Source organism: Burkholderia sp. RF7-non_BP4 (assembly GCF_001521935.1).
GTDB lineage: Bacteria > Pseudomonadota > Gammaproteobacteria > Burkholderiales > Burkholderiaceae > Burkholderia > Burkholderia diffusa.
The window spans coordinates 56,980-76,267 of sequence record NZ_LOTA01000002.1 but is presented as its reverse complement, the minus strand read 5'-3'; the positions used below and the strand labels follow the sequence as shown (position 1 = coordinate 76,267).

The 19,288-nt window shown below is 68.6% G+C and carries 16 protein-coding genes; 14 read left to right on the top strand and 2 right to left on the bottom strand.

Annotated features, from left to right (window positions below; all coding sequences use genetic code 11):
- Window positions 1–74: 74 nt before the first annotated feature.
- Window positions 75–398: a DUF1840 domain-containing protein gene (locus WS49_RS01920; protein ID WP_059523970.1), complete on the bottom strand. Its 324-nt coding sequence runs from the start codon at window positions 396–398 to the stop codon at window positions 75–77.
- A gap of 201 nt (window positions 399–599) precedes the next feature.
- On the opposite strand from WS49_RS01920, the gene argS reads away from it, so the two are divergent.
- The 6 genes from argS to WS49_RS01890 all read left to right on the top strand — a co-directional run bounded on the left by argS (window position 600) and on the right by WS49_RS01890 (window position 8,701).
- The gene (gene argS, locus WS49_RS01915; RefSeq protein WP_059523968.1) at window positions 600–2,381 is read left to right on the top strand and encodes an arginine--tRNA ligase; all 1,782 of its coding nucleotides are present in this window, start codon (window positions 600–602) and stop codon (window positions 2,379–2,381) included.
- 95 nt (window positions 2,382–2,476) lie between these two features.
- Window positions 2,477–3,361 carry an SPOR domain-containing protein gene (locus WS49_RS01910; RefSeq protein WP_059523967.1) on the top strand — a complete coding sequence of 295 codons (885 nt, stop codon included), beginning with the start codon at window positions 2,477–2,479 and terminating at the stop codon, window positions 3,359–3,361.
- Window positions 3,362–3,430: 69 nt separating this feature from the next.
- Window positions 3,431–4,072: a thiol:disulfide interchange protein DsbA/DsbL gene (locus tag WS49_RS01905; protein ID WP_059523964.1), complete on the top strand. Its 642-nt coding sequence runs from the start codon at window positions 3,431–3,433 to the stop codon at window positions 4,070–4,072.
- A gap of 19 nt (window positions 4,073–4,091) precedes the next feature.
- A complete protein-coding gene (locus WS49_RS01900) occupies window positions 4,092–4,865 on the top strand; it encodes an SDR family oxidoreductase (RefSeq protein ID WP_059465877.1) in 774 nt (257 codons plus the stop codon).
- A gap of 409 nt (window positions 4,866–5,274) precedes the next feature.
- A complete protein-coding gene (locus tag WS49_RS01895) occupies window positions 5,275–6,870 on the top strand; it encodes an ABC transporter substrate-binding protein (RefSeq protein WP_059523962.1) in 1,596 nt (531 codons plus the stop codon).
- Between the two features lie 190 nt (window positions 6,871–7,060).
- Window positions 7,061–8,701 (top strand): ABC-F family ATP-binding cassette domain-containing protein, encoded by a 1,641-nt coding sequence (locus WS49_RS01890; RefSeq protein ID WP_059523960.1) that lies wholly within the window; start codon window positions 7,061–7,063, stop codon window positions 8,699–8,701.
- A gap of 16 nt (window positions 8,702–8,717) precedes the next feature.
- On the opposite strand, the gene WS49_RS01885 is transcribed toward WS49_RS01890, so the two are convergent.
- On the bottom strand, window positions 8,718–9,797 hold the full coding sequence (locus WS49_RS01885; protein ID WP_059523958.1) for an MBL fold metallo-hydrolase: 1,080 nt from the start codon (window positions 9,795–9,797) through the stop codon (window positions 8,718–8,720).
- A gap of 327 nt (window positions 9,798–10,124) precedes the next feature.
- Here WS49_RS01885 and aceK point away from each other — a divergent pair, with 327 nt between their 5' ends.
- The 8 genes from aceK (at window position 10,125) to bioD (ending at window position 19,261) form a co-directional block, all read left to right on the top strand.
- Window positions 10,125–11,945, top strand: coding sequence for a bifunctional isocitrate dehydrogenase kinase/phosphatase (aceK, locus tag WS49_RS01880; protein ID WP_059523956.1), 1,821 nt, complete (start codon window positions 10,125–10,127; stop codon window positions 11,943–11,945).
- 67 nt (window positions 11,946–12,012) lie between these two features.
- Window positions 12,013–12,780 carry a carbonate dehydratase gene (can, locus tag WS49_RS01875; protein ID WP_059524036.1) on the top strand — a complete coding sequence of 256 codons (768 nt, stop codon included), beginning with the start codon at window positions 12,013–12,015 and terminating at the stop codon, window positions 12,778–12,780.
- 116 nt (window positions 12,781–12,896) lie between these two features.
- Window positions 12,897–13,574, top strand: a complete 678-nt coding sequence (locus WS49_RS01870; protein WP_059524034.1) for an SDR family oxidoreductase — start codon at window positions 12,897–12,899, stop codon at window positions 13,572–13,574.
- A 39-nt stretch (window positions 13,575–13,613) separates the two neighbouring features.
- A complete protein-coding gene (locus WS49_RS01865; protein WP_059523953.1) occupies window positions 13,614–14,051 on the top strand; it encodes a YchJ family protein in 438 nt (145 codons plus the stop codon).
- Window positions 14,052–14,158: 107 nt separating this feature from the next.
- The gene (locus tag WS49_RS01860; RefSeq protein ID WP_059523952.1) at window positions 14,159–15,418 is read left to right on the top strand and encodes a dienelactone hydrolase family protein; all 1,260 of its coding nucleotides are present in this window, start codon (window positions 14,159–14,161) and stop codon (window positions 15,416–15,418) included.
- A 524-nt stretch (window positions 15,419–15,942) separates the two neighbouring features.
- Window positions 15,943–17,289: an adenosylmethionine--8-amino-7-oxononanoate transaminase gene (gene bioA, locus WS49_RS01855; RefSeq protein ID WP_059523950.1), complete on the top strand. Its 1,347-nt coding sequence runs from the start codon at window positions 15,943–15,945 to the stop codon at window positions 17,287–17,289.
- A 23-nt stretch (window positions 17,290–17,312) separates the two neighbouring features.
- Complete coding sequence (gene bioF / locus WS49_RS01850; RefSeq protein ID WP_059523948.1) at window positions 17,313–18,545, top strand: 8-amino-7-oxononanoate synthase; 1,233 nt, start codon at window positions 17,313–17,315, stop codon at window positions 18,543–18,545.
- Window positions 18,542–19,261 carry a dethiobiotin synthase gene (gene bioD, locus WS49_RS01845; protein ID WP_059523946.1) on the top strand — a complete coding sequence of 240 codons (720 nt, stop codon included), beginning with the start codon at window positions 18,542–18,544 and terminating at the stop codon, window positions 19,259–19,261. The genes bioF and bioD overlap by 4 nt, the downstream gene beginning before the upstream one ends.
- Window positions 19,262–19,288: the final 27 nt, after the last annotated feature.

The following is a 19,288-nucleotide window of genomic DNA, read 5'->3' as shown; positions in this document are numbered from 1 at the left end:
AAATAAAAGCCCGCGTCGCGCGGGCTTTTTCTTGCCTGATCAATCCTGCGGCCGCGTCGGCCGGGCAACGAAGCTCAGAAGCCCCAGTGCACGTCGGCCTCGCCGGCCTTCGCTTCACGCAGCATCGTGAGGAACGGCGCGACGCGCTGCGCCAGGCTCGGCGGCACTTCGTGGTGCGCGTGGTCGTCTTCGTCCTCGTGGAAATGGCCCGCGTGCTCGGCGCGCTCCTGCTTCGCCTGCGCGACGGCGCCTTCCAGCTTGGCGATCGCGTGGTCCAGTTCGTCGTGCGTAATGACGCCGCGTTCGCCCAGCTGCTTGCCGACGAGGCCCAGCACGTATACGGCGAAATCCTTCAGCACGTCGAGATCCTGTGCCGCCTTGCTCTTGAACGTAATCATGACAATTCCCTTTTCATCTTGTTGTGCCCGCGCGGCGCAGTTGGGGGGACGCCGGCAGACCGGCGTCCGGCCTCGCGGACGCGGGGCGCCTGAGCGGCATATTAGCACCTGTTAAAATTCTGCGATCCCTGAAACGCGCGCTTAAAAAGCGCGCCGGCCGGCCGGCGTTTCCGGCCGCCACCAACGAAGCCTTCTACCAGCATGCTGCCAGCACACAAACAGACCCTCGAAGCCCTGCTCGCGGATAGCGTCACGCAGGTCGCACACGCGCTGAAAGGCGCCGACGCGGCATTCGTCACCCCGGCCATCACGCTGGAGCGCCCGAAGGTCGCCGCGCACGGCGACGTCGCGTGCAACGTCGCGATGCAGCTCGCCAAGCCGCTCGGCACGAACCCGCGCCAGCTCGCCGAGAAGATCGTCGCCGCCCTCACGGCCCAGCCGGCCGCGCAAGGGCTCGTCGACGCGGCCGAAATCGCCGGCCCCGGCTTCATCAACCTGCGCCTGACGGCCGCCGCGAAACAGGCGGTGATCGCCGCCGTGTTCGACCAGGGCCGCGCATTCGGCACGTCGGAGCGCGAAAAGGGCAAGCAGGTGCTGCTCGAGTTCGTGTCGGCCAACCCGACCGGCCCGCTGCACGTCGGCCACGGCCGCCAGGCGGCGCTCGGCGACGTGCTCGCGAACGTGATCGCGAGCCAGGGCTACGCGGTGCACCGCGAGTTCTACTACAACGACGCCGGCGTGCAGATCGGCAACCTCGCGATCTCGACGCAGGCGCGCGCGCGCGGCCTGAAGCCGGGCGACGCGGGCTGGCCGGAAGCCGCGTACAACGGCGAATACATCGCCGACATCGCACGCGATTACCTGAACCGCGAGACGGTGGCCGCGAAGGACGGCGAGCCGGTCACCGGCGCGGGCGACATCGACGATCTCGACGCAATCCGCAAGTTCGCGGTCGCGTACCTGCGTCACGAGCAGGACATGGACCTGCAGGCGTTCGGCGTGAAATTCGACCAGTACTACCTCGAGTCGTCGCTGTACAGCGAAGGCCGGGTCGAGAAGACGGTCGACGCGCTGATCAAGGCCGGCATGACCTACGAGCAGGACGGCGCGCTGTGGCTGCGCACGACCGACGAAGGCGACGACAAGGATCGCGTGATGCGCAAGTCGGACGGCACGTACACGTATTTCGTGCCGGACGTCGCGTACCACGTGACGAAATGGGAGCGCGGCTTCACGAAGGTGATCAACATCCAGGGCTCGGACCACCACGGCACGATCGCGCGCGTGCGCGCGGGCCTGCAGGGCCTGCACGTCGGCATTCCGAAGGGTTATCCCGACTACGTGCTGCACAAGATGGTCACCGTGATGCGCGACGGCCAGGAAGTGAAGCTGTCGAAGCGCGCGGGCAGCTACGTGACGGTCCGTGACCTGATCGAATGGTCGGGCGGCGCGGCGCCGGGCCAGGAAGCGGCACCCGACCTGATCGACGAGGCGACCATCACGCGCGGCCGCGACGCGGTCCGTTTCTTCCTGATCTCCCGCAAGGCCGACACCGAATTCGTGTTCGACATCGACCTCGCGCTGAAACAGAACGACGAGAACCCGGTCTATTACGTCCAGTACGCGCACGCGCGGATCTGCTCGGTGCTCAACGAACTGAAGTCGCGCTACAACGTCGAGGCGGCGCAGCTGCCGGGCGCCGACCTGTCGCAGCTCACGAGCCCGCAGGCCGTGTCGCTGATGCAGAAGCTCGCCGAGTATCCGGACATGCTCACGCACGCGGCGAACGAACTGGCGCCGCACGCGGTCGCGTTCTACCTGCGCGATCTCGCTGGTGAATTCCACTCGTTCTACAATGCGGAGCGCGTGCTGGTCGACGACGAAGCGCCGCGCAACGCGCGCGCCGCGCTCCTCGCCGCGACCCGGCAGGTGCTCGAGAATGGTCTGGCGGTGCTCGGCGTGTCCGCGCCCGCCAAGATGTAAGCGGCCCGAACCGGGCTGCGAATGGCCGCGGCGGGCGCCGCCGTCGGATGCCCGCCGCGGCCTTTTCACGATTCTTTTTGCAGGTGACTCAAGCAATGGCACAACCACGCCGAACTTCGAAGCAATCGAAACAAGCCGGAGGGACATTTCTTGGAATCGTGCTGGGCCTGATCGTCGGCCTCGCGATCGCGGTGGTGGTGGCGCTCTACATCACGCGTTCGCCGTCGCCGTTCGTGTCGAAGGTCGCGCCGCCGCCCGCCGACAACGGCGCGAGCCAGCCGCAGCAGTTCGACCCGAACCGCGCGCTGCAAGGCAAGACGCCCGGCCAGCCGGTGCCGCAGGCCGCGCAGCCCGCGCCGCCCAATACCGCGCCCGGCCAGGCCGCGAACCAGACCCAGGGTGGCCTGCTGCCCGAGCCGCAGATCGTCGAAGTGCCGCCGTCGGGCAACACGAACGGCACGACCGGCTCGAGCAACACCACCGCGTCGAACAATGCGTCGTCGGGCAACGGCGTCGCCGTCGCGCCGAAGCCGGCCGACAACACGCCACCGCCGAAGAAGACGCAGCAGGCGCAGCAACAGCAGCAAGGCGGCGAGGACGACCTCGCGCGCTTCGCCGCGCAGAAGCAGGCGCAGCAGGCTGCCGCGCAGAAACAGCAGCAACAGGCCGCGAACACGCCGAAGCCGGCGCCGTCCGCGACGTCCTCCGCGGCAGCGAAGCCGCCGACCGCGAACGACGCGAACACCGGCTACTTCCTGCAGGTCGGCGCGTACAAGACGGAAGGCGACGCCGAGCAGCAGCGCGCGCGCCTGGGCTTCCAGGGCTTCGAGTCGAAGGTGTCGAAGCGCGATGTCAGCGGCGTGACCTATTTCCGCGTGCGCGTCGGCCCGTTCTCGAAATTCGAGGATATGAACTCGGCCCGTCAGCGCCTGTCCGATGCAGGTGTCGACACGGCGGTGATCCGTTTCACGAAGCAGTAAGCAACCGGCCGCGCCCACGCAGAACCCGTTACGTTTCGTAACCCGAGCAACTGATTCGACGTCTACAACATGAAAAAACTGCTTAGCACGCTCCTTCTGTCCCTGGGCCTGGCCGCCGCCGGCTTCGCCCAGGCAACGCCGGCCGCACCGGTGTCCGGCAAGGACTTCGAGGTGATGAAGTCGCCGCAGCCGGTGTCCGCGCCGGCCGGCAAGGTCGAGGTCATCGAGTTCTTCTGGTACGGCTGCCCGCACTGCTACGAATTCGAGCCGACGATCGAGGCCTGGGTGAAGAAGCAGGGCAACAACATCGACTTCAAGCGCGTGCCGGTCGCCTTCCGCGACGATTTCGTCCCGCACTCGAAGCTGTTCTACGCGGTGTCGGCGCTCGGCATCTCGGAGAAGGTCACGCCGGCGATCTTCAACGCGATCCACAAGCAGAAGAACTACCTGCTGACGCCGCAGGCGCAAGCCGACTTCCTGGCGACGCAAGGCGTCGACAAGAAGCAGTTCATGGACGCGTACAACTCGTTCAGCGTGCAGGGCCAGGTGAAGCAGTCGGCCGAGCTGCTGAAGAACTACGCGATCGACGGCGTGCCGACGGTCATCGTCCAGGGCAAGTACAAGACGGGCCCGGCTTACACGAACAGCATTCCGGGTACCGCGCAGGTGCTCGATTACCTCGTGAAGCAGGTTCAGGACAAGAAGCTCTGATCCCCGCCCGCGCGCCGGCATGACTACTCCGCTGAAGGTCTTCATCACCGGCGCGTCGAGCGGCCTCGGCCTCGCGATGGCCGAGGAATACGCCCGCCAGGGCGCCACGCTCGCCCTCGTCGCGCGCCGCACCGAGGCCCTCGATGCGTTCGCGCGACGCTTTCCCAAGCTGTCCGTCTCCGTCTACTCCGCCGACGTGCGCGACGCCGATGCGCTCGCCACGGCCGCCGCGTCGTTCATCGCCGCGCACGGCTGCCCCGACGTCGTGATCGCGAACGCCGGCATCAGCCAGGGCGCCGTCACGGGACAAGGCGATCTCGCCACGTTCCGCAACGTGATGGACATCAACTATTACGGGATGGTCGCGACGTTCGAGCCGTTCGTCGGCCCGATGACGGCCGCGCGCCACGGCACGCTGGTCGGCGTCGCGAGCGTCGCGGGCGTGCGCGGCCTGCCCGGTTCCGGCGCGTACAGCGCGTCCAAGTCGGCCGCGATCAAGTATCTCGAGGCGCTGCGCGTCGAGCTGCGCCCGGCCGGCGTCGGCGTCGTGACGATCGCGCCCGGCTACATCCGCACGCCGATGACCGCGCACAACCCGTACCGGATGCCGTTCCTGATGGACGCCGACCGCTTCGCGGCCCGCGCCGCACGCGCGATCGCCCGGCAGCACGCGTTCCGCGTGATTCCGTGGCAAATGGGCGTCGTCGCGAAGGTGCTGCACGTGCTGCCGCGCTGGCTCTACGACCGTCTGTTCGAAAAGGCGCCGCGCAAGCCGAAGGCCGGCGCGCACTGAGTGCATCGGGTGTCCGGCGCGTCTGTCGCGCCGCCCCGCCCGCGTGCGGCGCTTCCTTCTGTCGGCCGTATCACGGATCGCACGCCGCGATCCTTCCGCTTCTCCGCTTCCGCCGCCCCAGCAAATTCGCGCCGGCCCGTCTCAATTTGCAGTCTCCCCGCAACCGCCTCGCCCGCCCGCCATTCACTGCCGCACCTGCCTTCGCCTCCCCCGCCGCTGCGCCGCCCCAACACGCATTCCGTCGCGAACGCAGCCGTTTTTCGCTCAACTCGCCGCGTTCCGGCGCCTTTTTTCACGCGCGGCACGCTTTGACGGTATGCTATCCGCCAGCCGCGCCGGCCTGCTCGCTGTCGGGCCGCGCCCGCATTCCGACACCCGGCAAAAAATCACAAGTCACATGGGAGAACCTATGCAGGTCAAGCTGTTCGCCGCGGCCGCGCTCGCCGCCGCCCTCGCCGCTCCCGGCCTCGCCGCCGCCAAGCCGCTCACCGTCTGCACGGAATCGAGCCCGGACGGCTTCGACGTCGTGCAGTACAACTCGCTCGTCACGACCAACGCATCGGCCGACGTGATCTTCAACACGCTCGTGTCGTACGACGAAGCCGCGAAGAAGGTCGTACCCGCGCTCGCCGACAAATGGGAAGCGAGCGCCGACGGCCTCACGTACACGTTCCACCTGCGCCCGAACGTCGCGTTCCAGACCACCGACTACTTCAAGCCGGGCCGCCCGCTGAGCGCGGACGACGTCGTGTTCACGTTCTCGCGGATGCTCGACGATGCGAACCCGTGGCACAAGGTCGCCGGCGCGAGCGGCTTCCCGCACGCGCAGTCGATGGGCCTCGTGAAGCTCGTGAAGTCGGTCGCGAAGGTCGACGACAGCACGGTGAAGTTCGTGCTGAACGAGCCGAATGCGACGTTCGTGCCGATCCTGACGATGGGCTTCGCGTCGATCTACTCGGCCGAATACGCGGACCAGCTGCTGAAGGCCGGCAAGCAGGCCGACCTGAACGCGAAGCCGATCGGCACCGGCCCGTTCGTGCTGAAGAGCTACACGAAGGACGCGCTGATCCGCTACGACGTGAACCCGGCCTACTGGGGCACGAAGCCGAAGGTCGACCGGCTGATCTACGCGATCACGCCCGACGCGTCGGTGCGCATGCAGAAGGTGAAGGCCGGCGAATGCCAGATCGCGCTGTCGCCGAAGCCGCAGGACGTGCTCGCGGCCAAGGGCGAAAGCGCGCTGAAGGTCGTGCAGACGCCCGCGTTCATGACCGCGTTCGTCGCGCTGAACACGCAGAAGAAGCCGCTCGACAACAACAAGGTGCGCGAGGCGCTGAACCTCGCGTTCGATCGCGCGACCTACCTGAAGGTGGTGTTCGACAACACGGCGACGGCCGCGAACAACCCGTATCCGCCGAACACGTGGAGCTACGCGAAGGACGTCGCGCCGTATGCGTACGATCCCGCGAAGGCGAAGCAGTTGCTCGCGCAGGCCGGTTTCCCGAACGGCTTCTCGACGACGATCTGGACGCGCCCGACAGGCAGCGTGCTGAACCCGAACCCGAAGGCCGGCGCGGAACTGCTGCAAGCCGACCTCGCGAAGATCGGCGTGAAGGCCGAGGTGAAGGTGATCGAATGGGGTGAGCTGATCAAGCAGGCGAAGCTCGGCCAGCACGACATGCTGTTCATGGGCTGGGCCGGCGACAACGGCGATCCGGACAACTATCTGTCGCCGCTGTTCAGCTGCAACGCGGTGAAGTCGGGCATCAACTTCGCGCGCTTCTGCGACGCGCAGCTCGACAAGCTGATCGCCGACGGCAAGGCGACCGCCGATCAGGCCAGGCGCGCGAAGCTGTACGAATCCGCGCAGAAGATCATCCACGACCAGGCGCTGTGGATTCCGCTCGGCTACCCGACCGCGGCCGCGCTCACGCGCGCGAACGTAAGCGGCTATCACGTCAGCCCGTTCGGCCGCCAGAACTTCGCGGCGGTCGCCGTGCAGTAACCGCACGTGGCGCGCAAGCGACGGCACGCCCGCCCGTCGCTTGCGGCCCGCGCGCCGCGCTTGCTACACTGCGCGCTTATTCCTCATACCGGACGCCAGCCAAAGTGAACAACTAAGCCTTCCAAAAAATGTTTTCGCCGCCGTGCCACGCACGCCGCGCGAAGGGTTTCACGCATTTTCGGAGGTGCTTATGGCTGCTGCCACGCCGACCGGCGCGCTCGTCGCGCTTCATCACGTTTCTTTCCGCTTCGACGACGGCGTCACGCTGTTCGATTCGCTCGACCTTTCCATCGATCGCACGCCGACGGGCATCGTCGGCCGCAACGGCGTCGGCAAAAGCCTGCTCGCGCAACTGATCGCGGGCCGGCGCACGCCGAGCGCGGGCACGATCGACCGGCAGACGCCGGTCGTCTACGTCGCGCAGCAACACGACGACGCGCGGGCCGGCACGCGGAGCGTCGCGGAAATCGCCGCGCTCGACGCGCCGCTCGCGGCCCTCGCGCGCCTCGCGGACGGGCGCGCGACGGCGCACGACATCGACCTGATCGGCGATCGCTGGGACCTGGCCGAGCGGCTGCGCGCGGCGCTCGACGCGGCCGGCCTGCACGACGTGCGCGCCGACACGCCCGCGCATGCGTTGAGCGGCGGCCAGATGGCGCGCGTCGCGCTGATCGGCGCGTTGCTGTCGGAAGCCGGGCTGCTGGTGCTCGACGAACCGACCAACCACCTCGATGCGCCGGGCCGTGCATGGCTGCGCGGCGCGCTGGACGGCTGGCGCGGCGGTGTCGTCGTCGTCAGTCACGACCGTGCGTTGCTCGCGCACGTGCAACGCATCGTCGAGCTGACGCCGCACGGCGTGCGCGCATACGGCGGCAACTACGCGCTGTATCGCGCGCAACGCGATGCGCAACACGATGCCGCGCAGGCCGCGCTCGAGCATGCGCGCACCGAGCGCGGGCGCGCGCGGCGCCGGCTCGAACAGGAACACGACACGATCCAGCGCCACGCGGCCGGCTCGCTGCGCGACGCGAAAACGGCCAACCTGTCGTCGATGGCGCGACAGAGCCGCAAGGGGGCGGCTCGCAGCATCATGGGGACGGTCCGCCGTCACCAGAGCGAATGCAAGGCGACGCTCGATGCGCGCGTGCAGGAAGCCGCCGCGCGCGTCGAAGCCGACGCGCCGGTGCTCGTGTCGCTGCCGGGCACCGAGGTGAGCGCGCGCCGCCAGTTGTTCGCGCTCGAGCGCGCGCAATTGCCGTGGCGCACCGCGGGCCGCGCGGACGCGATCACGTGGTCGGCCAGCGGCCCCGTGCGCATCGCGCTGACGGGCCCGAACGGCTGCGGAAAATCGACGCTGCTGCGCATGCTCGCCGGCGAACTCGCGCCGCGCGCCGGGACATGCACGACGCACGTGAGCGCTGCGTATCTCGATCAGCGGCTCGCGCTGCTCGATCCCGAACGCTCGATCGTCGAGCAGTTGGGACGCCTCGATACGCCGCTCGCCGAAGGCGACCTGCGCAGCCGGCTCGCGCTGCTGCAGCTCGATGCCGCGCGCGCGACGCAGCCGGTGCACCGCCTGAGCGGCGGCGAACGGCTGAAGGCCGCGCTCGCGTGTGCGCTGTGGCGCGGCACGCCCGCGCAGCTGCTGCTGCTCGACGAGCCGACCAATCACCTCGATCTCGAATCGGTGCGCGCGATCGAAGCCGCGTTGGCCGGCTTCCCCGGTGCGCTCGTGGTCGCGTCGCACGACGACGCGTTTCTCGCGGCGCTCGCGCCGACGCACACGATGCAATGGCAGCGCGACGGGTGGCGTTACGAACCCGTCGCGTGACGGCGACGACGCGCGCTCAGCGCGCGCAACGGAAACGCAGCACGCCGTCGTCGCCCTGCTCGCGCACGAGCTCGCCCGCGAGCCACAGCAGGTTCAGGTGCGCGAGCGCCTCGCCGAGCGCGAAGGTCATCTGGTGGATGTCGAGCTCGCGGCGGCGGAACATGATCGGCACGATGTCGGCCGCGCTCGCCGGCTTTTCCGCGCAGGCGACGCGCACTTCGTCGAGCCGCGCGTCGTGATGCGCGCGCAGTTGCGCGATGCGCGTGCGCACGCCGCGGAACGGCTTGCCGTGCGACGGCAGCACGAGCGTATCGGGCGCCATCGTCTCGTAGCGGCCGAGCGATTCCAGGTACAGCGCGAGCGGGTTGGCTTCCGGCTCGAGGTCGAACACGGACACGTTGGTCGAGATGCGCGGCAGCACCATGTCGCCGGAGATCAGCACGCCGTCCGCTTCGCTGTGAAGCGCGCAATGTTCAGGCGAATGACCGTAGCCGGTGACGACGCGCCACGTGCGCGCGCCGATCTTCACCGCGTCGCCTTCGCGCAGGCGCCGGTAGCGCGGCGGCACGGCCGGCACGAGGTCCGAGTAGTAGCTGCGGCGGCTGCGCAGCTTCTCGAGCGCGACCGGATCGGTCAGGCCGTGGCGCGCGAAATGATCGGCCGCGGCCGCGCCGCCGGCGTTCGAACCGTTGCCGGCCGCCATCAGGCAGCCGAACATGTATTCGCCGAGCGTCATCCACAGCCGCACGTTCCAGCGGCCCTTGTCGCCGCCTTCGCAGAGCCAGTTCGCGAGGCCGAAGTGATCGGGATGGCAATGCGTGACGAGCACGCGCAGCACCGGCAGCCCGTCGAGATGCGTGTCGAAAATCCGTTCCCAGTGCGTACGGATCGCATCCGACGAGATCCCGCAGTCGACGATCGTCCAGCCGGCCTGCCCGTCGATCTCGTCGCGCAGCAGCCAGAGGTTGATGTGATCCAGCGAAAACGGCAGCGGCATGCGCAGCCAGCGCACGCCGGGCGCGACCTCGAACGTGTCGCCCGCGGCGGGCAGCGTGTCGGCGAAGGGATAGTCGAGTTGGTGTTCCAGTGCGTTCATCGGTGGGGCGTCTCGTCGTTGTCAGGGCAAATGCCCGTGCGAATGCGGGGCGCGCGCGCGGGCGGCAGGCCGCGGCGGGCATCGCGTCGATTCTATCGCCGTCGCGCGAAACGCGTGCCCGGCGGGGCGCCGGACGGTCAAAAAAAGTTCGTGCCAGAATCGATTCCGTACCCGTATCTTTACGCGAAGATGCACCGAACGGCATGTAACGGCGCACAACCCGCGCATTGAAGGCGCTTGGCGCCGGCCCCCGAAAGTCATTGAAACGCCGACTTGGGCGCTAAAATGGCGAGTGCTTACAGTCCCTCTCGAACGAGCCTGCACGCGATGAATCACTTCCCCAAACTGCTGTCGTCGCAGATCGGTTTCGACGTCGCACAGACGATGCTCGAATACTTCGACCGCCACTACCGGATCTTCCGGGAAGCCGCCGTCGAGGCGAAGACGCTATTCGAGCGCGGCGACTGGCACGGCCTGCAGCGGCTGGCGCGCGAGCGGATCACGTCGTACGACGATCGCGTGCAGGAATGCGTCGAGGTGCTGGAGGACGAATACGACGCGGAGAACATCGACGACGAAGTATGGCAGCAGATCAAGCTGCACTACATCGGCCTGCTCACGTCGCACCGCCAGCCCGAGTGCGCGGAGACGTTCTTCAATTCGGTGTGCTGCAAGATCCTGCACCGCTCGTATTTCAGCAACGATTTCATTTTCGTGCGCCCCGCGATCTCGACCGAATACCTCGAGAACGACGAGCCGGCCGCGAAGCCGACCTATCGCGCGTACTACCCGGGCACCGACGGGCTCGCGGCCACGCTCGAGCGCATCGTCACGAACTTCCAGCTCGAGCCGCCGTTCGAGGATCTCACGCGCGACATCGGCTGCGTGATGCAGGCGATCACCGACGAATTCGGCGAGTTCGACGCCGCGCCGAATTTCCAGATCCACGTGCTGTCGTCGCTCTTCTTCCGCAACAAGAGCGCGTACATCGTCGGCCGCATCATCAACGCCGATCGCGTGCTGCCGTTCGCGGTGCCGATCCGCCACGTGCGCCCGGGCCTGCTCGCGCTCGACACCGTGCTGCTGCGCCGCGACCTGCTGCAGATCATCTTCAGCTTCTCGCATTCGTATTTCCTCGTCGACATGGGCGTGCCGTCCGCGTATGTGGACTTCCTCTGCACGATCATGCCGGGCAAGCCGAAGGCCGAGATCTACACGTCGGTCGGCCTGCAGAAGCAAGGCAAGAACCTCTTCTACCGCGACCTGCTGCACCATCTGTCGCATTCGAGCGACCGCTTCATCATCGCGCCCGGGATCAAGGGCCTCGTGATGCTCGTGTTCACGCTGCCGTCGTTCCCGTACGTGTTCAAGATCATCAAGGATCACTTCCCGCCGCCGAAGGAAACGACGCGCGCGCAGATCATGGAGAAGTACCAGCTCGTGAAGCGCCACGACCGTCTCGGGCGGATGGCCGACACGCTCGAGTATTCGAGCGTCGCGCTGCCGCTGTCGCGGCTCGACCATGCGCTGGTGCGCGAGCTGGAGAAGGAAGTGCCGTCGCTGCTCGAATACGAGGACGGCAATCTCGTGATCAAGCACCTGTACATCGAGCGCCGGATGACGCCGCTCAACCTGTACCTGCAGAACGGCACCGACGCGGACATCGAGCACGGCGTGAAGGAATACGGCAACGCGGTGAAGGAGCTGATGAAGGCCAACATCTTCCCGGGCGACATGCTGTACAAGAACTTCGGCGTCACGCGTCACGGCCGCGTCGTGTTCTACGACTACGACGAGATCGAATACCTGACCGACTGCAACGTGCGGCGCGTACCGCCGCCGCGCAACGAGGAAGACGAACTGTCCGGCGAGCCGTGGTATACCGTCGGCCCGCACGACATCTTTCCGGAAACCTACGGACCGTTCCTGCTCGGCGACCCGCGCGTGCGGACGGTCTTCATGAAGCATCACGCGGACTTTTTCGAGCCCGCGCTGTGGCAGGCCAGCAAGGACAAGCTGCTGCAGGGCGAGTTGCCCGACTTTTTCCCGTACGACGCGTCGCTGCGCTTCAGCGTGCGCTACCCCGCGCGCTTCGACGCGACGCCGGACGCCGGTGACGACGCAGGCGACGCGCAGCGCGCCGCGTGACACGCGACCGGATCCAATCGAATCGAACCCGTTATCGACCCGCTTTCCGCCAACGGAATCCACACCGATGAATACCCAAGACAATCCGCTTTCACATCTGTTCGACAACAACGACGCCTGGGTCAAGCGCCAGCTCGCCGACGATCCCGACTTCTTCGCGCGTCTCGCCGACCAGCAGGCGCCGGAATATCTGTGGATCGGCTGTTCGGATTCGCGCGTGCCCGCGAACCAGATCATCGGCCTGCCGCCGGGCGAAGTGTTCGTGCACCGCAACATCGCGAACGTCGTCGTCCATAGCGACCTGAACTGCCTGTCGGTGATCCAGTTCGCGGTCGACATCCTGCGCGTGAAGCACATCATGGTCGTCGGCCACTACGGCTGCTCGGGCGTGAACGCGGCGCTCCACAACCGCCGCGTCGGCCTCGCGGACAACTGGCTGCATCACGTGCAGGACGTGCGCGAGCGCCACGCGGCGCTGCTCGACGAATGGCCGGTCGGCGAGGCGCGCTATCGCCGCCTGATCGAGCTGAACTCGATCGAGCAGGTCGTCAACGTGTGCCGCACGACGATCGTCAACGACGCGTGGGCGCGCGGCCAGTCGCTCACGGTGCACGGGCTCGTGTACGGCGTGCACGACGGGCGGATGCGCAACCTCGGGATGTCGGTGTCGAACTTCAACGCGCTCGATGCGACCTACAAGCGCTGCGTCGCTGCGCTGACCGCGCGGGGCCAGCACGCGCCCGACAACGACATGGTCGCGGCGGATGCCGCGCGGCTCGACGACGTCGCGCAGGCGGTCGCCGATACGCTGAAGCCGTGCGACGACGCGAAGTAACGTGCGCCCGCGCCGTCGCGGCCGAAGACGCATCGCGCGCCCGGCCGCGACGGGCATCGAACTGATCTGACACCGACACTGCCGCGACGGCGGTGCACTGCGAAGGAGCGGCGAACATGAAAACCGTATTGATCGTCGGCGCATCGCGCGGCCTCGGACGCGAATTCGTCCGGCAATACCGGCGCGACGGCTGGAACGTGATCGCGACCGCGCGCGACGACGCGTCGCTCGCCGCGCTGCGCGAACTCGGCGCGCACGCGCACGCGCTCGACATCGCGCAACCCGAACAGATCGCGGCGCTCGGCTGGAAGCTTGACGGCGAACGGCTCGACGCCGCCGTGCTCGTGTCGGGCGTGTACGGGCCGCGCACCGAAGGCGTCGAAACCATCGGCGCCGAGGATTTCGACGCGGTGATGCACACGAACGTGCGCGGGCCGATGCAGTTGCTGCCGATCCTGCTGCCGCTCGTCGAAGACGCGCGCGGCGTGCTGGCCGTCGTCTCGAGCCGGATGGGCAGCATCGCCGAGGCGACCGGCACGACCGGCTGGCTGTACCGCGCGAGCAAGGCCGCGCTGAACGACGTGCTGCGCATCGCGTCGCTGCAGACGCGCCACGCCGCATGCATCTCGCTCCATCCCGGCTGGGTGCGCACCGACATGGGCGGCGCGCAGGCCGCGATCGATCCGGAAACCAGTGTGACCGGCATGCGCCGCGTGATCGCCGAAGCCGGCGCGGACGTGTCGCAGGCCAACGGCCGTTTCTTCCAGTACGACGGCGTCGAGCTCAGCTGGTGAGCCGGCGTCACAACCCGACGTCGTTAATTCACGATTCGCATGATTTTGAACCGACCTGACGCGTGCCCGTGCGGCGGCGCGTCCCCCGCGCCTGCCGGCAAAGCCCCGGCGCCGCGCTATGCGGCCTGCTGCGGCCGCTTCATCGACGGCGGCGAAGCCGCGCCGACCGCGCTCGAGTTGATGCGCTCGCGGTACAGCGCGTACGTGCTCGGCGCGACCGACTACCTGCGCGCGACCTGGGACGCGCGCACCTGCCCGGCCGATCTCGATGCGGACCCGGATGCGCCCGACGCGCCGCGCTGGCTCGGCCTCGCGATCAAGCGCTACGCGCCGCTCGACGAACGGCACGCAGAGGTCGAATTCGTGGCCCGCTACAAGGTCGGCGGGCGGGCGTACCGGCTCCACGAGACGAGCCGGTTCACCCGCGACGAGCACGGTTTCTGGCGCTATGTCGACGGAGAAGTAAGTGAACGCTGACAAATAGTTGCCATGTCAGACGCCGGGTAATTCCCGCATTGCACAACCTGAATTTGTCGGGCTAGGATGGCCCTCAGATTGGTCATGTTGCATGGCAGGGCTTACGAATGGCGTTCAGCAAGGTATTGGTGGGATGGATGGCGGCCTGTGCGCTGTCGGCCGCTCAGGCCGGTGCGCTGCCGGGCGCAAACGCCGGCGCGGCCACGGCCGGCGGCTCGCTCGCCCACGCCGAGCGCTTCGATTACGGCGATTCGGGCCTCCCGCAGGTCGCCGCCAACCTCAACGAACAAATCGTCAGCATTCCGGCCGATGCCTCGGGCGCCGTGATGCTCGAGGCCACGCTGTTCAAGCCGAACGGCCCCGGCCCCTTCCCGCTCGTCGTCTTCAACCACGGCAAGAACACCGGTGACCTCCATCAGCAGCCGCGCAGCCGGCCGCTCGCGTTCGCGCGCGAATTCGTGCGCCGCGGCTATGCGGTGATCGCGCCGAACCGCCAGGGTTTCGCGGGGTCGGGCGGCTCGTACCAGCAGGAAGGCTGCAACGTCGGCAAGAACGGGCTCACGCAGGCCGCCGACGTCGACGCGACGGTTCGCTACATGTCGCACCAGTCGTACGTCGATGCGTCGCGCATCGTCGTCGCGGGCACGTCGCACGGCGGCCTCGTGTCGGTCGCGTACGGCACCGAAGCGGCGCCCGGCGTGCGCGGCATCATCAACTTCTCCGGCGGGCTGCGCCAGGATCTGTGCGACGGCTGGCAGCGCAATCTCGTCGATGCGTTCGACCATTACGGCGCGCATACGGCCGTACGTTCGCTGTGGCTGTACGGCGACAACGATTCGGTATGGACGCCCGCGCTCGTCGCGCAGATGCACGACGCGTACGTGTCGCACGGCACGCAGGCGCAGTTCATCGATTTCGGCCGCTACAAGGACGACGCGCACCGGCTGATCGTCGATCGCGACGGCGTGCCCGTGTGGTGGCCGGCCGTCAATGCGTTCCTCGCGGATCTGAACCTGCCGACCTCGGTGCGCTACGCGGTCGCCAACCCGCACGAACCGAATGCGACCGGCTATGCGTCGATCGATGCGGTCGATGCGGTGCCGTTCCTCGACGAGGCCGGCCGCGAAGGCTATCGCCGCTTCCTGAACCAGCATCCGAGCCGTGCATTCGCGGTGTCCGCCGAAGGCGCATGGTCGTGGGCCGAAGGCGGCGACGATCCGATGGCGCTCGCGCTCGACAACTGCTCGAAGCAGGGTGCGGGCGCATGCCGGCTGTATGCGGTCAACGACCGCGTCGTGTGGAACGCGAACGCGACGCAGACGGCCGACGACGGCAGCGCCAACCCGCGCGCACTGGCTTCGCGCTGACGCGCGAGCCGCGGCGCTCCGGGGCGGGCGCTGCCCGCGTCTCCCCCTTCTCCCTTCTCCGTTTCATGAACGCGCGCCGCGGCCCGCGGCGGCGTTCGCACGCCCGCTCACGCGGCTGCATGAGCCGCCGACGAGCGCCTGGCCCGCAACGCCGTCCGGGGTCGTTTTCGGGCGTTTCCTGAACCTCGGCCGCGCCGGAGTCTGCGTGCCATTCGCCGGCGACCGTGCACGTCGCATCGCGCTTCCCGCCCCGATTTTTCGCCCGTCGGCATCCGCCTGCCCACGATTTTTTTCTGTCGGGGGGTCTCACTCGAACGTCGTCATCTGCGGTCATTTCTGGGCTTCTGGCGCGTACCGTCCCGAGCACCCCGCATCTGCGCCGAACTCCCGTCCGGCAAGGCTTTGCGGTGTTTGTAACCGGTAGTGCAACGTGCGGCGGAACACGCTAATCTCAGCGCGTTTTCCGTCCGTCGCCGCGCGGCATCCCGTTCGATGCCCGCCGCCGTTTTACCCCCGGAGTTGCCTTGAGTACGCCAGCCACCGACGACTGGGTCGCGCGCAGCCTGCGCGCGGTCTGGCATCCCTGCACCCAGATGAAGCACCACGAGCGCCTGCCGCTCATTCCCGTCGCGCGCGGCGCGGGCCTGTGGCTGTACGACCGCGACGGGCGCCGCTACTTCGACGCGATCAGCTCGTGGTGGGTGAACCTGTTCGGCCATGCGAATCCGGACATCAACGCGGCGCTGAAGGACCAGCTCGACACGCTCGAGCACGCGATGCTCGCCGGCTGCACGCACGAGCCGGCGATCGAGCTCGCCGAGCGGCTGCACGCGCTCACCGCGCGCACGCTCGGCCATGCGTTCTTCGCGTCGGACGGCGCGTCGGCGGTCGAGATCGCGCTGAAGATGAGCTTCCACGCGTGGCGCAACCGCGGCCGCGCGGACAAGCGCGAATTCGTGTGCGTCGCGAACAGCTATCACGGCGAGACCATCGGCGCGCTCGGCGTGACCGACGTCGCGCTGTTCAAGGATGCGTACGACCCGCTGATCCGCCATGCACACGTGGTCGCGTCGCCCGACGCGCGCGGCGCGCTGCCGGGCGAGACGGCCGCCGACGTCGCGGGCCGCGCGCTCGACGACGTGCGGCGCCTGTTCGCCGAACGCGCCGACCGGATCGCCGCGCTGATCGTCGAGCCGCTCGTGCAATGCGCGGCCGGCATGGCGATGCACGATCCGTCGTACGTGCGCGGCCTGCGCGCGCTGTGCGACGAATTCGGCGTGCACCTGATCGCCGACGAGATCGCGGTCGGCTGCGGCCGCACCGGCACCTTCTTCGCCTGCGAGCAGGCCGGCGTGTGGCCCGATTTCCTGTGCCTGTCGAAGGGCATCAGCGGCGGCTACCTGCCGCTGTCGCTCGTGCTCACGCGCGACGACGTGTTCGCGGCCTTCTATGACGACGACACGACGCGCGGCTTCCTGCATTCGCATTCGTACACCGGCAACCCGCTCGCGTGCCGCGCGGCGGTCGCGACGCTCGACCTGTTCGCGCGCGACGACGTGCTCGCGAGCAACGCGCGCAAGTCGGCCGCGATGCGCGCCGCGCTCGCGCCGCTCGACGCGCACCCGCAGGTGCGTCACCTGCGCGAGCGCGGCACGCTGTTCGCCTTCGACGTCGCGCTCGACGGCGACGCGGCACGCGGCTTCTCGCGGCGCTTCTTCGAACGCGCGCTGGAACGCGAGCTGCTGCTGCGCCCGATCGGCACGACCGTGTACCTGATGCCGCCATACGTGATGAGCGACGACGATATCGCGTGGCTCGCGCAACGCACGCGCGACACGCTCGACGCGACGCTCGCGGAGGTGGCGCGATGAAGCAATCCTCACGGGAAACGACCATGCCCCTGCTCGACACGCTGCAGCGCGGCCTCGCCGAACTCGACGCGCAGGGCCTGCGACGCGTGCGCCGCACCGCCGACACCGCGTGCGACGCGCACATGCGCGTCGACGGCCGCGACATCGTCGGTTTCGCGAGCAACGATTACCTCGGCCTCGCCGCGCACCCCGCGCTCGTCGCCGCGTTCGCCGAAGGCGCGCAGCGCTACGGCTCCGGCAGCGGCGGCTCGCATCTGCTCGGCGGCCATTCGCGCGCGCACGCGACGCTCGAGGACGAACTCGCCGCCTTCGCGGGCGGCTTCTCCGATGCACCGCGCGCGTTGTACTTCAGCACCGGCTACATGGCGAACCTCGCCGCGATGACGGCCCTCACCGGCAAACACGCGACGATCTTCTCGGACGCGCTGAACCACGCGTCGCTGATCGACGGGATCCGGCTGTCGCGCGCGACCGTGCAGGTCTACCCGCATGCGGACATGGCCGCGCTCGCCGCGCTGCTCGATGCATCGGACGCCGAAACGAAACTGATCGTCAGCGACACCGTGTTCAGCATGGACGGCGACATCGCGCCGCTCGCAGAACTCGTCGCGCTCGCCGAACGCCACGGCGCGTGGCTCGTCGTCGACGACGCGCACGGCTTCGGCGTGCTCGGCCCGCAAGGCCGCGGCGCGCTCGCGGCCGCCGCGCTGCGCTCGCCGAACCTGGTGTACGTCGGCACGCTCGGCAAGGCCGCCGGCGTCGCGGGCGCGTTCGTCGTCGCGCACGAGACCGTGATCGAATGGATGATCCAGCGCGCGCGCAGCTACATCTTCACGACGGCCGCGCCGCCGGCCGTCGCGCACGCGGTCTCGGCGAGCCTGAAGGTGATCGGCGGCGACGAAGGCGATGCGCGACGCGCGCACCTCGCCGCGCTGATCGAGCGCACGCGCGCGCTGCTGCGCATGACGCGCTGGCAGCCGGTCGACTCGCACACGGCCGTGCAGCCGCTCGTGATCGGCAGCAACGACGCGACGCTCGCGGCGATGCGCTCGCTCGACGCGCACGGCCTGTGGGTGCCCGCGATCCGGCCGCCGACGGTGTCCGCCGGCACGTCGCGGCTGCGCATCTCGCTGTCGGCCGCGCATTCGTTCGACGATCTCGCACGGCTCGAAACCGCGCTGATCGAGGCCAGCGACGCGGCGGACCACCCCGACGCTCACGCGCGTTCGCTGCCCCCCGAGGAAGCCGCGGCATGACGGCCCCGCTTTCCCTCTTCGTCACCGGCACCGACACCGAGATCGGCAAGACCTTCGTGTCGGCCGCGATGCTGCACGGCTTCGCGCGGCACGGGCTGCGCGCGGCCGCGCTGAAGCCCGTCGCCGCCGGCGCGTACGAACGCGACGGTGTCTGGCATAACGAGGACGCCGACCAGCTCGACGCGGCCGCGAACGTCGCGCTGCCGCCCGAACTGCGCACGCCGTTCCTGCTGAAGGCGCCCGCCGCACCGCACATCGTCGCCGCGCAGGAAGGCGTGACGCTCGACCTCGACACGATCGTCGCGAGCCACCGCGAAGCGCTGACGCGCGCGGACGTCGTCGTCGTCGAAGGCGTCGGCGGCTTCCGCGTGCCGCTGAACGACACGCAGGACACGGCCGATCTCGCGGTCGCGCTCGGCCTGCCCGTCGTGCTCGTCGTCGGCATGCGGCTCGGCTGCATCAACCACGCGCTGCTGACGGCCGACGCGATTCGCCAGCGTGGCCTCACGCTCGCCGGCTGGGTCGCGAACCACGTCGACCCGGCCATGTCGTACGCCGACGAGAACGTCGCGACGATCCGCGACTGGCTCGCGCGCGAGCACCGCGCGCCGCTCCTCGGCCGCATCGCGCACTTGGCGCCGGCCGCCCCCGAATCCGCGGCGGCGATGCTCGACATCGCCACGCTCGTCGACACGCTGCGCCACGCGCGGCATTGACCTCACGATCCCCGCATCCACGACAGG